Source organism: Flaviaestuariibacter flavus (assembly GCF_004337505.1).
Lineage (GTDB): Bacteria > Bacteroidota > Bacteroidia > Chitinophagales > Chitinophagaceae > Flavisolibacter > Flavisolibacter flavus.
This window is the reverse complement of the sequence record NZ_SJZI01000047.1, coordinates 78,959-93,669: the sequence shown is the minus strand read 5'-3', so window position 1 is coordinate 93,669 and position 14,711 is coordinate 78,959. Positions and strand designations below refer to the sequence as shown.

Below are 14,711 nucleotides of genomic sequence, written 5' to 3'. Positions count from 1 at the left end.
TGGCTGCCGCAGGTTTGGGGGTATGGAAAAAGAAGAACTCAACCAAATCGGCGGCGCCATCCTGGATGCGTCTATTTATGTGCATAAGGCCTTAGGTCCCGGGTTGCTGGAATCGGCTTATCAGAAAGCCCTTGCTGTTGTATTGCGCAAGCGCGGCTTCCGGGTCAGCACCGAAGTTCCGATCACCTTTATTTTCGAAGGCGAAGACCTGGGCGACGTCTATTACATGGACCTCGTGGTAAACGACGAAGTCATCATTGAGCTAAAAGCAGTGAAGGCGCTGGAGCCGGTAGCGGAATCGCAGATGCTCACCTACCTCCGCCTCCACGAAAAGAAGCTGGGCTACCTGATCAACTTCAACGTATCCCTCCTGAAGCACGGTTTCCACCGCTATGTCCGCAACTGGTAACACCTTCGTAGTAAGGTGGTAATGTATCGGCAAAGTCGTCACCAACCAACTCCGCCCGCAGGGCCCCTCCCGCTGTCTTGAGCAGGAAGTTGATTGCCAGCAGCAGGAATGTCTCCAAACCTTTCTGTTGGTAGCTCGAGCATCTCCGTGCCCGCTGCGAAACGCTCCGCGCCCTCTGCGAGAAATATTCCCGTGGACCAAGCCAAAAAAATCCCCGCGAGCAAACAGCCCGCGGGGATCTTTATTGCTAAAAAGAACGCTTATTGATCCTTCTTATCGGGAGTAACGGCGTCCTTCACCTTGCTGCCCACTTTTTCGGCGGCATGGCCCACCGCCTGGGCGCCTTTCTTCACGCCGGTCTTGGTGGCATCCCAGCCGTGCTCGATGGCGTTGCCCGCCTTGTCGAAGAAGCGTCCGGCCTTCGTTACGTGTTCGCCTTCTTCGAGGTCGCGGTTTTCACCGTTATAGGTTACGCGGCCCTGGGAGTTCACCGTGGCGCCATTGTCGAGACGTACCTCGGAGGTCGAGCTCGTCCACTTGCCATTGTGGTATACCACCACCTTGCCGTTGTGGCGGCTCACGTCGCCCTCGGAGGGCGCATAGGCCTGGTTGGTAGAGGTTGAAGTTGTTGTTGTGCTGGTAGTGGTGTTACCGGGGGTGTGGGTGGCACCTGTGCCCATGGTGTCGGTGCGCATCATACCGGTGTCGGTAGTAGCGGGCGGGGGCGTCGTCATCATCGACGAGGTATCCGTCGTGGTGGTCGTGGTTGTTTTGTCTGTCCTGTCGTTGCAGGCGATCAGCGTTGCGGCGGCGATGGCCGCGAAAAATGTCTGTTTGATCATGGTTGAGGTTTTTTTAGTGGTTTCTGCAGCATGGCTGCGTCCACCTGGCAGAAATATTTATGCCAGCGCCGCCAACAGGCTCTTCGTTAGCCAGAATTTTTCGGCGCAAGGCGGAGGTAGCGCCCATTGTGGCAACTCCTTTGCGGCGTATATCGGTAACCCCTAAACGGGTAGCTAACCTCAATTATATCGTTATGAAAAAGCACCTTTTTTCAGCCTGCGCAGCGGTTATGCTGCTGGCGGCATGCGGCAGCTCCCGCACTTCTACAATGTCGACCAGCTCCAATAACGCGGCCTACGGCGCTCCCTCCTCGGTCACCTCGGCCTTTACCACGCAATTCCCCGGCGCCACCAACATCACCTGGTCGGCCTACGACAGCCGCACCTCTCCCGTTGACTGGGAACTGGTTGGCTGGCCCGCACTTACGAGTAACGACTATATGGTCACCTTCGACCAGTATGGCAACCGCTACTATGCCTGGTACGATTCGCAGGGCAACTGGATCGGCTCGGCCACAGCCATCACCAATATGGCATCGCTCCCCGGTCGCATCAGCGAAATGATCACCACCCAATACCAGGGCTATACGGTAGAAACCGTGCAGCGCAACTCCTGGAAAGGCCACAACGCCTACGAGATCAAGCTGCGGAACTACGATAAGAAGGTGAAGGTGCTGGTAGACGATAACGGCACGGTGCTGAAACAGAAAGAGAAAGTGGAGTAACCCTCAACAGGCACGGCTTGACCGTTGTCACGCTGGGCGTAGCCGAAGCGAGGTTCGAAGTAATTTGAACAGGCCGTGGTGTAAGCGGCCTTTTTTTATTTACGACACCGATGACAGGTTGCGGAGCGACGGCCGTCGGCCGTCATTGCGAGCGTAGCGAAGCAAACTCCGGTTTTGCGCAGGGTGGTTCTATTAAGAGGAACTTTCCACTTAGAATTCTAAGACTAGCGAACATTCTCAAATTCGGGGAGGTTGCTTCGCTGCGCTCGCAATGACGCTTCGCGTCGGCTTCGCCTGCCAACGCCAAAGGCGTCGCATGCGCGACGCCTTTGGTAAATGTCGTTTGTGTTCTATGTGTGTTAAGCGGCCGGCTCGGCTTCCTTCAGGAGGTCCATGAGCGATTGAAACAGTTGCGCCTTCGTAAAGGGTTTCTCGAGGTAGATGTCGGCACCGCATTCAAGGGCGGCGTCTTTGGCGGCACCATCGTAGCCCGAGATCATGATGATCTTTACGGAGGGGTGGTTTGTTTTCAGGTAGGGAATAAAGTCGAGACCGAATCCGTCAGGCAGTTTGTTGTCGAGGAGCACGAGGGCGGGCGTTTCGGATTGTAGAAATTCCTCAGCAGCTGCGAGGCCTTTTACGTGTTCGAGTTCGAGGTCTTTTCCGGAGAGCATGATGTTCAGAAGCAGGCACATATCGCCTTCGTCTTCTACGATAAGCACCTTACGAGTGGGCTGTGCAGCGTTGTTCGCGGTCATGATGGACGTTTTGAGGTAGGGGATGATTAATCGGGTGATAAAGCAGTAAAACCGGTGTGGCGGCTTTACCTCACCCGTACTGTTTCCAAAAGCGTACCAAAAATCCGGCGCCCCGGTTTTGCTAACCCGCTTTTACGGGTGCGCCCCACGGTCGGCCCCGGCGGCGCCAGGCCGTCCAACCCAATATTGCAAGCACGATAAAGACCCAGAGATGGGCACCAGCAAGGAGCACCCGCGCAAATAATTGCCAGCCACTTTCCAGCGCATCGCGCATCCGCTGGCCAAAGGGCAGCCCGTAGGCATCGAGGTCGGTATTGCAGATGACGCTGCGGCGCACCAGCGGCGGCTGGTCCAGCTGCAGGGTAACGGTGCTGTAGCGTACCTGCGCATCGATGCTTTCCATGCCGATGCGGCGCGTGATGATATCGTCGGTGAGGGCGAGCCCCGTGCTGTCGTAACGCTTCACCGTCCGCGGTCCTGCCAGCATCTTTTTCCGTGCCTCGGCGCGCCACTGGGTTTCGAGGTAGGCCAGCGTATTGTCATCGATGGTGAGCGAGCTGTAGCGCGAAAAGGAAGACAGCTGCGCGGCACCGTACAAAAACTCTTCGAGCCGCCCCGCCGGCACCTGCACGGCAAGGCTCGCCGTGGGATGAAGTGTCTGCAGTTGCAGCAGCGAATCGCCGCCGGCACGGGGCAGCGTACGCGTTGCGCCTTCTTCCGCCTTGATCTCTATCTGCGTCACCGAGCCGCCCAGGCCGCGGGCCAGCTGCCCGATGGCCCGGCTGCCCTGCTGCACGCTGGCCACTTCAAATTGCAGCTGCGCCTTCTTCACCAGCTTCGGTGTAATTCCATTTCCGGCAACAGCCATGGTATCTGCGCTTTCATAACCGGGGCTTTGGTCCTTCTGCTCGGCAGACTGGTTCTGGCAGGCGGCGAGCAATACGAGCCCGGCCGCAAGAAATGCGGGAAGTTTCATATAAAAGGGTTTGCCTTTTATGCCCGCCACAGTGGAATGGTAACCCGTGTTGCAAAGCCTTTAACAACAAATAAATTTTCCGGCAAAACGGGTTACCTCACGTTCTTGCGCAACCGCGAATCATCACCGGTGACGAGAGTCGATGACAGGAAAATATTTGCGGCCGATCATCCAAGGAAACCGGCCGCGCAAAAGAAAAACTATGAGTAAAGGCAGAAATAACTAGGGTGGCAACCGCGGCCCTAACGGTGTCGGCCCGCACCACAAATTCGAAAGCCAGCCCACGACTTACCAGGGCGCACCAGGCGTTATCAAGAAAGGCAAGGAGCCGCACCGCGCCGACGAGTGGGAAGGCGCCCGGCGCAATACCACCAAGAAAGGCCGAACAGTATCTGACCCATTCAGAAAGGCCGCCCTCCCCGGGCGGCCTTTCTTTTAACCACAAAAAAAGGACGCACCTGCGTGCGTCCTTTTTGCGATATAGCTATTCCTCTCGTATTTACTGTTGTCCCCAGCGGCCGTCTTTCTTATCCTGGTTGCGGCCCAGTACGGCACCACCGGCTGCACCGATCACACCGCCGATTACGGCACCGGCACCGCGGTTTTTCTTGTTGAGGATGGCACCACCTACCGCGCCGGCCACGCCACCGATGATGGCACCTTTAGCGGTCTTGGAAATGCCTTTCTTCTTCTCTGCGGGGGCAGGTGTGGATGCAGGTGCATCGGTACCAACGCCGGCTACAGAGCCGAGATCACCACCCGATGAGGAAGAGCTGCCCGTGCTCGTTGCCACCGGCTCGGAAGCGGGTGCTGTAACCGGTGCCGGTTTCGGCGTGCTGCGCTTCACCGGAACTTCCACGTACTTGGTCACGGTACGCACGCGGGTGGGTGCGGCCTTGGCTACGGGAGCTTCCGACTTCGGGGCTTCCTCCTTTGCTAACGGAAGCTCGGCGGCTACGGCTTTGGAAGCCTGGTAGGCAGCCAGCCCGGCGGTATCCAGCGGGTTGCTGACCTGCGTATTGGCCGTAGATGCCTGGGGCACCTGGTTGCAGGCTACGAGCATCGAGGCGGTAGAGAGGGCGAGTATAAATTTTTTCATACGGTTGTTTTTCGTTTGAACGCATAAATGCCGAAATGATGCCGGTGACTGTTAAGGAATTGCAATCCGGGCGGCTTTAGCACGACCTTAGGTTAATCGAGGTTAATTTGTTTCCTGTGCGGCAGCTTCCCCGAATGCAACAGGTCTGCGGCACCTTGAAAGAGATCGGCCTGCACAGCCGCTACGCTGCCTGTTTTTTGCCAAACAGGCTCCTGATCTTCTTCCTGATAAAGCTTTCCCCATGGGGCTCGCCACCTACGAGGTAACCGTAAGGCTTAAGCGGGCCTACGTGGTCGCACACGATCTTGAACATGCCCAGCAGGGGTATCGCCAGGATCATCCCCGGGATGCCCCAGAGCTGCTCGCCGGCTACGATCCCCGCAATGGTGAAAAGCGGGTTGAGGTTAACTTCCGAGCCCACCACAAGCGGCTCCAGGATGTAAGTCTGGATGAACTGCACGGTGCCATAGGTGACGGCGATGCCTACCACCAGGCCTGCCTCGCCCTGCACCAGCGCCATGCCTATGGTGATGAGCGTACCGAGGATATTGCCGACAAAGGGCACGATCTCGAGCAGCCCGCATAGGATGGCGAAAAAGATGGCGTTCTTAACCCCGACGATGGAAAAGCCGATGCTGTACATCACCCACAGGGAGCCGATCATGAGGGCGAGCCCGGTGAGGTATTTCTGCGATACCTGCTGGATGTCGTGCAGCACCACCTGGGCAGTATCGCGCTCCACCACCGGTATGAGGCGCAGCAGGAACTGGCGCAGACGGCTCCGGAGGTAGAGCATCAGGAAAACATATACCAGTACCAGCACCATGTTGGTGAGAAAGCCGCCGGCCCCCGACAGCAGCCCCATGAGCATCACCGAAAGCTTGCTGCTGGAAGTAGATTGGTCCTGCTGGAGCATCTGCTTTTGCTTTTCGGGCGGCACGCCGAGCTTTTGTGAAATGGCGAGCTGCACCTGCCGGAACTTGGCTGTCAGTTGCTGCTCCATTTTGGCTGTGTCTTCCATGAGACTGGAAAACTGCCAGAATAAAAAGAAGAGGATGATCCCGATAGCGAGCACAAGCGCGAGCGTTGCGCCGAGGGCTGCCAGCCCGCGGCCGGCACCCTTGCGCTGCAGCCACCGCGCCAGCGGCAGCAACAGCAGCGCGAACAGGAGCGCGAAGGCCCCCGGCACCAGGAAGGGCCGTGCGTATACGAGAATAAGCACGGACAATACCAGGATGGCAAGGATAGCCATGGTTCGTATGAGCTTTGGAGCAGCCATAGCAGCTGAGCCAAAAAATCCGTACCATCCTGAACCAACCCGGCAGCAACATTAGATATTATCTATAAACCTATTTAAAAATAGTTACCCTGTCTATTTGGATAAACTCCTGTTTCGTTGCAATTTTGCCACTCGAAAAATCGAACCTTTCATATGAAGCAAATGACCCTGTCGCTGGGAGCCCAGTTTCCCGACTTTAAGAAGAAAGCCGTTGTATCGATCGAAAAAGGCAAAGAGTTCTATGACCTCAGCTATGAAGAGATCCGCAACTCCGGCAAATGGATGGTAATGTTCTGGTGGCCGAAGGATTTCACCTTCGTATGCCCCACGGAGATCGCTGAATTCAACAATGCCTTCACCGAATTTTCCGACCGCGATGCCGTACTGATCGGTGCCTCTACCGACAGTGAGTTTGTACACGCCGCCTGGCGCCGCGACCACGAAGACCTGCGCGACCTGCAGTTCCCGATGCTGGCCGACACCTCGAAGTCGCTGGCTACCGAGCTCGGCATCCTCGAAGCCGAAGAAAAGATCGCTTACCGCGCCACCTTTATCGTAGACCCCCAGGGCACGATCCGCTGGGTATCGCTGTACGACCTCAACGTTGGCCGCAATGTGAAGGAAGTGCTGCGTGTGCTCGACGCCCTGCAGACCGATGATCTCTGCCCCTGCAACTGGCAGAAAGGCGAGGCTACGCTGACCGCATAATGAAAAGCGCCTGCGGGCGCTTTTTCAATTTCAGATCCCGGATCTCTGATCTGGTGGCAAAGTATGTAAGCATCTAATCAACCTAAGATCGGAGATCGGAGATCCGAGATCAAAAAATTATCTTTTATGCTTTTTGGAAATGCATCCGCCACCGAGCCGGTGGCCGTACAAATACTGACCGACCTGGGCCTGGAGCCCGTGCTGACAGCGCGCCTGCAGGCACTGGAGAATGGCAACAGCCGCTACCTGAAAGATCTTAAAGTGAACCTGAGCACCGCCCTCAAAGCGGAAAGCCTGGGCGCCAAAGCAGCTTACCTGATTGCGGTGGCCGTTGCTGCCAACGCAAGCCACGACGCGCTGCTGGCGGCATTCTCGGATAAGGCACGTGCCGAAGGCGCCACCGACGCCGACATCGCTGAGGCCATTGCCTGCACTTCGCTCATGAACGCCAACAACGTTTACTACCGCTTCCGGCATTTCATGCATGAGGAATTTTACGACAAGGCACCTGCCGGTATCCGCATGAGCATCATGGCCAACCCGGTGCTGGGCAAGGAGCTTTTCGAGCTCATCTCCCTTGCCGTGAGCGCCATCAACGGCTGCGAGCTGTGTGTTACTTCGCACGAGAAAACACTCGTTGGCCACGGCACGGAGAAGATCCGCATCCACGACGCCGTACGCCTTGCCGCCGTGCTGAAAAGCGTGGTGGTGTTGCTGTAAGTCGTCAATCGTTAGTGCTGACGCCAGATAAAGAACGTCCCGCTTTTAGCGGGACGTTCTTTATTTACGTCGCATGGCGGATTCACGATTCACGATTGACGACTGATGGCTCCCGGTTCCCGATCGCCGACGTCCACCACCAATGCGCCACTACAGGCGCGGCATTCGATACGAGCCCGTCGAGCGGGCTTTGATCCATATAGAAGCGGATCATCATCGGGTGGTCGAGCGACCACACGAAAACACGATGGCCCTCCTGTTGCATTTCCGCTACCGCCTCGGGCTGGGGGCCTCCGGTATATTGCGGCGCCCATACCACCGAGCCGAGGGCGCGCACGGCTTCGGGGTCCAGCTCGCAGAGCGAAGGGATCTGCCGATAATCAGGAAGCTGCTCGAATTGCTCGCGGGTTTCTTTTGCCGCAATGCCGATCAGGATCTCGACGCGGCGGCCGATGGCGGCTGCCCGCTGCTGGTATTCCTGCTGCAGCGCCACTACTTCATCCAGGGGATGCGGTTCCTTGATATCGAGCCACACGAGCTCTAGCGGCGTGCAATAAACGACCGTTTCCAGTGCCTCGCGAAGCGTTGGCACGCGACCGCCCTTGCGCAGCCGGATCCGGCGCAGCTCCGCAAGGGTTTGCTGGCGGATAAAGCCGGCAAAAAACGGGGTGCGCACCGAGTCGAATGCGAGGAAGGAGTCATGGGCCAGCACAGGCACATCATCGCTGGTCCAGCGGATATCGATCTCCACGCCGGTAGCGCCGAGTTGCGCCGCCATCAGCAGCATGGGCAGTGAGTTTTCGGCAACCGGGAGAAAGTCGACATTGCGGGCGCCGCCCCGATGGGCGATGATATGAAAAGGCGGAAGCTGCGGCAGGGGCGCGACCCGCTCCAGCTGCAGCAGGCGGCGGGGACGGCGGTTGCCGGTGCCGCAGCTTCCGGCAAGTTGCAGGTTGCCATCGTCCAGGTGCGGCGGCAGCTCGAGCCCCTCGAGGCGCACGGTGCCGGCGGCGGCGGCCGTCAGCTTACGCCAGTAGCCGGAAAGCAGGATGTGAGGCCCCTGGCTGCGGCCGGCACACACGAAATAGGTGCCGTCTCTTTCCGAAAAGAAAGACAAGTGGTGCAGTAGCTTTCCCCGCTCCACGGTATAGCTCCAGCGAAGCACCATGGTGCCGCCGACAAAGTCCTGGCCGGCTGTTACGCGGTAGACACCTTCCAGCCGGCGACAGGCGGCCCCGTCGAGCGGCGCGGTGCCGGGCGCGCGGAAGCGGCGCCAGCGGCGCCGGGGATTGCGCACATGACGCGCGCGGTATACGATATAGGCGGTGGCCGCGCCACCCAGCAAGAGGAGCAATGGAATCATAGATCAGGGCCTGCCGGTGCAGGAACCCCAGGCGGTGCAAGAAGCAGGCCAGCGCAATTTGATGGCCGGAAGCCCGATTCCGGTAAAATCGATAATTTACAAGAATAAATAACCAATCGATTACTTATGAGAAAATTCTACAAGAACCTCTTGCTGGGCGGAGCGCTTTTTGCCGGCGCCCTGTCAGCACAGGCGCAGGTGAGCGTGACGGCAACCGCCGGAACCACCGGGCCAACGGCGTACACAACCCTGAAAAGCGCCTTCGACGCCATCAATGCCGGTACGCACAGCGGCGCCATCACCGTCAGCATCAGTGGAAACACCACGGAAACGGCCACAGCCCGGCTCAATGGCTCGGTAGCACCTACCAGCTACACCTCGGTCACCATCGTTCCTACCGCCGCAGCCACGGTAAGCGGCTCGGTCAGCGGCCCGCTCGTTGATCTCAACGGCGCAGACAACGTAGTCATCGAGGGACGCGTAGGAGCCACCGGCAGTGCCCGCAGCCTGACCTTCCAGAACAATTCGAACACAACCGGCACCTCCACGATCCGGATGATTAACGACGCGAAGAACAACACGCTGAATTTCCTCACCATCAATGGCTCGAGCATCCTCGGCGCGGGCGTTGCCGGCACGGTGCTGATCGACTCGTCGACCGTGGCTACCGGCAATACCAACATCACCATCTCCAATAACGATATTGGCGCCGCTGCCGGCGGCACACCCTCAGTTGCCATTTATTCGATCGGTGAGTCAGCTACGCTGGGCAACGACGGCGTGGCCATCAGGAACAACCTGATTCACGACTTCTTCGCCCCGAGCGGACTGTCGAGCGGCGTGCTGACTGACCTTTTCAGCACCAATTTCACCATCACGGGCAACTCCTTCTACCAGACCGCCACGCGTACGTCGACGGCATCGGCAACGCACATCCCCCTCTACGTTGCTTACGGCAATGGCAACACCATTTCCGGCAACTTCATCGGCGGAAGCGCGGCCAACGCAGGCGGCACGGCGTACACCATCGCCGGCGCTTTCAGTAACTATGTCAGCGGGATGTACTTCAATGTAGGACCCACCAACGGTGCTGCCGTAGATGGCAACACCATTACCAACCTAAACATCACTTCCACGCCCGCAGCCAACACCTATGCCTTTACCGGCATCCGGGTTGTAGGTGGGCAGGTGACCATCGGAACCAACGCGGGCAACACCATCGGAGCAGCAACAGGCACAGGCGCCATCACTGTTAACCTGCAGGGTTCCGGAGCCGGCTTCGTAGAAGGCATCGTCACCGGCGCTGCAGGCACCGGCTCGATCGACATCCGCAACAACACCCTCGGCTCGATTACGCTGGCCGGCAGCAGCACAGCAGCCAACCAGCTGCGGGGAATCGAAACCGGCAGCCACAGCGCTGTCAGCGTGCGCAACAACACGGTGGGCGGCAGCACGGCCGGAAGCATCCAGTCGAACGTAGCCAGCGGCACCTTCATCGGCCTGATCGCCTTCCAGTCGAACAACGGCCTCACCTACACTTACTCCGGCAACCTGGTGCGCAACATCGTGAACAACGGTACGGGCACCGGAAATGCCAACATCACCGGCATCCACCTGCAGGTCACGACGTCCAGCACCACCATCACCAACAACATTTCCGGCAATCAGATCTACAATCTTTCCTCGCCGGCAACTACCGGAACGGCCGGCCCCATCAACGGCATTGTGGTCACCCAGTCAGGAAGTCTGACAGGTGTGGTTTCGGAAGGTGTGATCAGCAACAATCAGATCTACAATTTCTCGTCGGGCAGCACGGGCACCGGCACTACTGTCCGGGGCATCTCCAACAGCAATACCTACAACACGCTGCTCGCCATCGACAGCAACAGCATCTACCAGTTCAGCGCAGCGGCGGCGAACACGGCAAGCACCTCCACCACCGCCGTACAGGGCATCGTATCCAGCACCAGCGGCGCCGGTCTGCTGCGGATCAACGGCAACAGCATCTACAACATGGAAAGCACCGGCGCATCCGTATTTGTGTCGGGCATCGGCGCCTTCTTCGGTGGCACCACCAGCAGCATCTCGGCCAACAAGATCTATGACCTTCGGGCACCCAATGCGGGCACCGCCGGCATGGTGGCCGGCCTCATCCTGCGCGGCTCCGGCTCGGTGGGAACGTTTAACGTCACCAATAACATGATCTCGCTGTCGCCGGCATCAGCCGTTACCATCGGCATTCACAACAATGCGACTGCCACACAGATCAATGCCTTCCACAACACCGTATACATCGGCGGCACGGCTACCGGCACCAACCTGTCCGCAGCCTTCGCCCGCAATGGCGCTGCAGTGACCACCGCGGTAGACCTGCGCAACAACATCTTCTACAATGTGCGCACCGGCAACAGCAGCAACTACGCGCTGTACAATAACGCGACAACACCGGGCACTGGCTGGACCACCTCGGACTACAACAACCTGTACACCTCCGTGGCCGCTTCGCTGGCCTACTACGGAAGCACCGCCTACGACTTCGCCGGTTACAAAACAGCCTCCGGTAAAGAGGCCAACTCGAAGAACGTGGCAGTAACCTTCGTTGACCCGTCTACCGGCGACCTGCACCTGTCCGGCGCATCGGCAACGGATCCCAACCTGAAGGCAGTGCCGGTGAGCGGTGTAACGACCGACTTCGACGGCGAGACCCGCAGCACCACTACGCCGAGCATGGGTGCCGACGAACCGCCCTGCACCGCTCCGACCATCACTACACAACCCACCGCCCAAGCCGTATGCCCCGGCGTGGCAACCTCCTTCACGGTGGCAACAAACGGCACGGCTCCCATCAGCTTCCAGTGGCGTAAGGGCGGCACCAACATCAGCGGCGCTACCGGCGCCACGCTCACGATCAGCAACCCTTCGGCCGCCGATGCAGCCAACTATGATGTAGTGATCACCAACAGCTGCGGAACGGTGACCGCCAATGCCGTTGCACTGACGGTGCGCGCCGCAACCGCTGTAACGGCACAGCCCGTTGCACAAACAGTCTGCGCAGGCCAGAGCGCATCCTTTGCAGTAACCGCCACCGGCGAAAACCTGACCTACGCGTGGACGAAAGACAACAACCCGATCGCGGGTGCGAACAGTCCCACCTATACGATTGCTTCAACCACGGCTTCCGACGCGGGCACGTATCGCGTAGTGGTTTCCGGCACCTGCGGAAGCAGCATTACCACCACGGGCGCCACACTGACCGTTAACGCTGCAGGAACAGGCACCTGCACCGGCACCGCCGTATCGAATGTGAGCGAGGAAGTAAGCGCCTCTATGCTGCTGCCCAACATAGTGCACAACAGTACGACGCTGCGCCTCACCGCCCGCCGCGCCATGAATATCGACTGGAGCATCACCGACGCCCAGGGCCGCGTGGTGAAGCGCTTCAGCCAGTCGGTAAACGCCGGCCGCAATGACCTGCAGCTGTCAGTGCCCGGGCTGAGCGCCGGCACCTACCAGGTAACCGGCTACCCGGCGCGCGGCAACAAAATCACGCTGCGCTTTGTGAAGCTGTAAGCTGACGAAAATGCTAAAAACAAAACCCATCCCGCTGATGCGAGATGGGTTTTTTATTCCCTGCACATGAATATCGTTTGCTAACGGTGACGACTATCCGGGATCAGGCACGTGCCTTCCAGAGCGGCGCTGCCGGGATCTGACGTGTTTCGCGGGTGTAGGTGCCGCACTGGTGCTCGCCTTGCTTTACCGAGTATACCAGGGTGGGGCGCTGCAGCGGCTTGCGTTTTCTACCTTGTGCCCCGTTGTGGTTCTGCATTTCCATATCGCACTTGTTTGCATTTAAGGTTTGAAAAACCGTGCCAAAAATCAGGAAGCAGCCGCCGGCAACGGCAGCTGCAATACGCGGCTGGTGTAGCTGCGCATCTCCTGCAACAGCGCCGCGTCTTTCCCCATCGAGCGCCCATAACTGGGCACGAGCTCGCGGATGCGGCCTTGCCATTGCGGTGTATTCACCTTTTGAGGAAAGCAGCGCTCCAGGAGCGACAGCATGATGGAAACCGCGGTGGATGCACCCGGAGAAGCACCCAATAATGCGGCGATGCTGCCATCGGCGGCGCTCACCACCTCGGTACCGAATTCGAGAATACCACCTTCCTCTTCATCTTTTTTGATTACCTGCACCCGATAACCGGCGATGGCCAGTTCCCAGTCTTCCATACGTGCGCCGGGATAGTACTCCTTCAATGACCCGAGTCTTGCCTCGGGTGTGAGCCGCACCTGGTCGATGAGGTATTTGGTGAGTGGCATATTGTGGATGCCGGCAGCCACCATCGGCCTCAGGTTGGAGAACTTGATCGACTTGAACAGATCCAGCACGGAACCGTGCTTGAGGAAGCGTGTGGTAAAGCCCGCGTAAGGACCGAACAGCAATTCGCGCTTGCCGTTGATCCAGCGGGTATCGAGGTGGGGCACCGACATCGGCGGTGAACCTACGGCGGCCGTTCCATACACTTTGGCCTCGTGGCGGGCAATCACGTTCTCGTTGGTGCAGCGCAGCCACTGTCCGCTTACCGGAAAGCCGCCGAAACCTTTGCCCTCGGGAATACCCGATTTGAGCAGCAGGGGCAGCGAGCCGCCGCCGGCACCGATAAAGACGAACGGCGCCAGCACGTCGCGCCGCTCGCCGCTGGCGAGGTCTTTTACCCGCACGCGCCATTGGTCGCCTTCGCGCTCGATGTCCACCACCTCGTGATCGAAGTGTATGCCGACCTGCGCATCGCGACGCAGGCATTCCACCAGGCAGCGCGTGAGTGCGCCGAAGTTGACGTCGGTGCCCAGGTCCATCTTCGTTGCCGCCACCGCCTCGCCGGCTTCGCGCCCCTGCATCACCAGCGGCGCCCAGGCCGCAATACGTGCCGGGTCGGTACTGAACTCCATGCCGCGAAAAAGATGACATTCCTGCAGCGCGTTGTAGCGCCTGCGGAGGTAGTCCACATTCTTCTCGCCCCACACAAAACTCATATGCGGAATGGGATGAATAACATTATCGGGAACCTTGATGATCTGGTGTTCGACGAGGTAAGACCAGAACTGCTTGGACACTTCGAATGATTCGGCGATCTTGACAGCCTTGGTGGTATCGATGGATCCGTCTTCGCGTTCCGGTGTGTAGTTGAGCTCGCAAAAGGCCGAGTGGCCCGTGCCGGCATTGTTCCAGGCGTCGGAGCTTTCGGTGGCGGCTTCGCCGAGGCGCTCGAAAACCTGTATTCGGTAGCCCGGCTCGAGCTGCTTGAGCAATACGCCCAGTGTGGCGCTCATGATCCCCGCACCGATGAGAATGATATCAGTCTGTTGCCTTTCCATGCGTAGCGGGTCAAAAAAGGCATGCCACTAAAAAAGCGCCCGGTGGGGCGCCTAAGTTCGGTGGCAGGTTGTAAAAGGGTACGGAATAAAACAAGGTACAGATAGCATTCCGGGTACGTGGTTGTCAGGATCGGACTTAAAAACGGACAGCTTAGGTTAAAAGGGCCCGGATCGGAAAGGTTCTTTTTGTAGGACGGGTCAGGTTAAAAGGACAAGGACGGTCATCAAAAGGTCGGACGGCTCAGGTTTTCAAGGGACGGCGAAAAAGACGATTCAGGTTACGGTTTGGATATTGGATCGGTGTTTTTCCGTTGGACAATGTAAAAGTACAGCGCCCGGACGCGCATTTGCAGCACCAATAGGTGTGTGCCCCCGGGGCATAGGCAGAAGGGGCAAATTGCGGGTTGAACCGACTGCCGGGCCATCATTTACCCGCTGGCGCCGGGCCCGGAGCGC

General features: G+C 58.6%; 13 protein-coding genes. 5 read left to right on the top strand and 8 right to left on the bottom strand.

Annotated features, from left to right (window positions below; genetic code table 11):
- Positions 1-409 (top strand): GxxExxY protein (locus EPD60_RS13975; protein ID WP_243647838.1); only part of this gene is annotated, 409 nt, incomplete at its 5' end.
- Positions 410-669: 260 nt separating this feature from the next.
- Here EPD60_RS13975 and EPD60_RS13970 read toward each other — a convergent pair.
- Positions 670-1,251: a DUF6799 domain-containing protein gene (locus EPD60_RS13970; RefSeq protein ID WP_131448485.1), complete on the bottom strand. Its 582-nt coding sequence runs from the start codon at positions 1,249-1,251 to the stop codon at positions 670-672.
- Between the two features lie 194 nt (positions 1,252-1,445).
- On the opposite strand from EPD60_RS13970, the gene EPD60_RS13965 reads away from it, so the two are divergent.
- Complete coding sequence (locus EPD60_RS13965; RefSeq protein WP_165871552.1) at positions 1,446-1,976, top strand: PepSY-like domain-containing protein; 531 nt, start codon at positions 1,446-1,448, stop codon at positions 1,974-1,976.
- Between the two features lie 359 nt (positions 1,977-2,335).
- Here EPD60_RS13965 and EPD60_RS13960 read toward each other — a convergent pair whose 3' ends face one another.
- The 4 genes from EPD60_RS13960 to EPD60_RS13945 all read right to left on the bottom strand — a co-directional run bounded on the left by EPD60_RS13960 (position 2,336) and on the right by EPD60_RS13945 (position 6,061).
- A complete protein-coding gene (locus EPD60_RS13960; RefSeq protein WP_131450138.1) occupies positions 2,336-2,734 on the bottom strand; it encodes a response regulator in 399 nt (132 codons plus the stop codon).
- A gap of 121 nt (positions 2,735-2,855) precedes the next feature.
- Complete coding sequence (locus tag EPD60_RS13955) at positions 2,856-3,710, bottom strand: DUF4349 domain-containing protein (RefSeq protein ID WP_131450137.1); 855 nt, start codon at positions 3,708-3,710, stop codon at positions 2,856-2,858.
- A 499-nt stretch (positions 3,711-4,209) separates the two neighbouring features.
- Positions 4,210-4,809, bottom strand: coding sequence for a YMGG-like glycine zipper-containing protein (locus tag EPD60_RS13950; RefSeq protein WP_207896680.1), 600 nt, complete (start codon positions 4,807-4,809; stop codon positions 4,210-4,212).
- A 181-nt stretch (positions 4,810-4,990) separates the two neighbouring features.
- Positions 4,991-6,061: an AI-2E family transporter gene (locus EPD60_RS13945; RefSeq protein ID WP_207896677.1), complete on the bottom strand. Its 1,071-nt coding sequence runs from the start codon at positions 6,059-6,061 to the stop codon at positions 4,991-4,993.
- 180 nt (positions 6,062-6,241) lie between these two features.
- Here EPD60_RS13945 and EPD60_RS13940 point away from each other — a divergent pair, with 180 nt between their 5' ends.
- Both EPD60_RS13940 and EPD60_RS13935 read left to right on the top strand, forming a co-directional pair.
- Positions 6,242-6,796: a peroxiredoxin gene (locus tag EPD60_RS13940; protein WP_131450135.1), complete on the top strand. Its 555-nt coding sequence runs from the start codon at positions 6,242-6,244 to the stop codon at positions 6,794-6,796.
- A gap of 126 nt (positions 6,797-6,922) precedes the next feature.
- Positions 6,923-7,516, top strand: a complete 594-nt coding sequence (locus EPD60_RS13935) for a carboxymuconolactone decarboxylase family protein (protein ID WP_131450134.1) — start codon at positions 6,923-6,925, stop codon at positions 7,514-7,516.
- Between the two features lie 82 nt (positions 7,517-7,598).
- On the opposite strand, the gene EPD60_RS13930 is transcribed toward EPD60_RS13935, so the two are convergent.
- Positions 7,599-8,879: a glycerophosphodiester phosphodiesterase gene (locus tag EPD60_RS13930; protein WP_131450133.1), complete on the bottom strand. Its 1,281-nt coding sequence runs from the start codon at positions 8,877-8,879 to the stop codon at positions 7,599-7,601.
- Between the two features lie 126 nt (positions 8,880-9,005).
- Here EPD60_RS13930 and EPD60_RS13925 point away from each other — a divergent pair, with 126 nt between their 5' ends.
- Positions 9,006-12,449 (top strand): beta strand repeat-containing protein, encoded by a 3,444-nt coding sequence (locus EPD60_RS13925; RefSeq protein ID WP_131450132.1) that lies wholly within the window; start codon positions 9,006-9,008, stop codon positions 12,447-12,449.
- A 103-nt stretch (positions 12,450-12,552) separates the two neighbouring features.
- Here EPD60_RS13925 and EPD60_RS17025 read toward each other — a convergent pair whose 3' ends face one another.
- Both EPD60_RS17025 and EPD60_RS13920 read right to left on the bottom strand, forming a co-directional pair.
- On the bottom strand, positions 12,553-12,714 hold the full coding sequence (locus tag EPD60_RS17025) for a hypothetical protein (protein WP_165871551.1): 162 nt from the start codon (positions 12,712-12,714) through the stop codon (positions 12,553-12,555).
- Positions 12,715-12,758: 44 nt separating this feature from the next.
- Positions 12,759-14,255, bottom strand: coding sequence for a malate:quinone oxidoreductase (locus tag EPD60_RS13920; protein ID WP_131450131.1), 1,497 nt, complete (start codon positions 14,253-14,255; stop codon positions 12,759-12,761).
- Between the last annotated feature and the right edge of the window lie 456 nt (positions 14,256-14,711).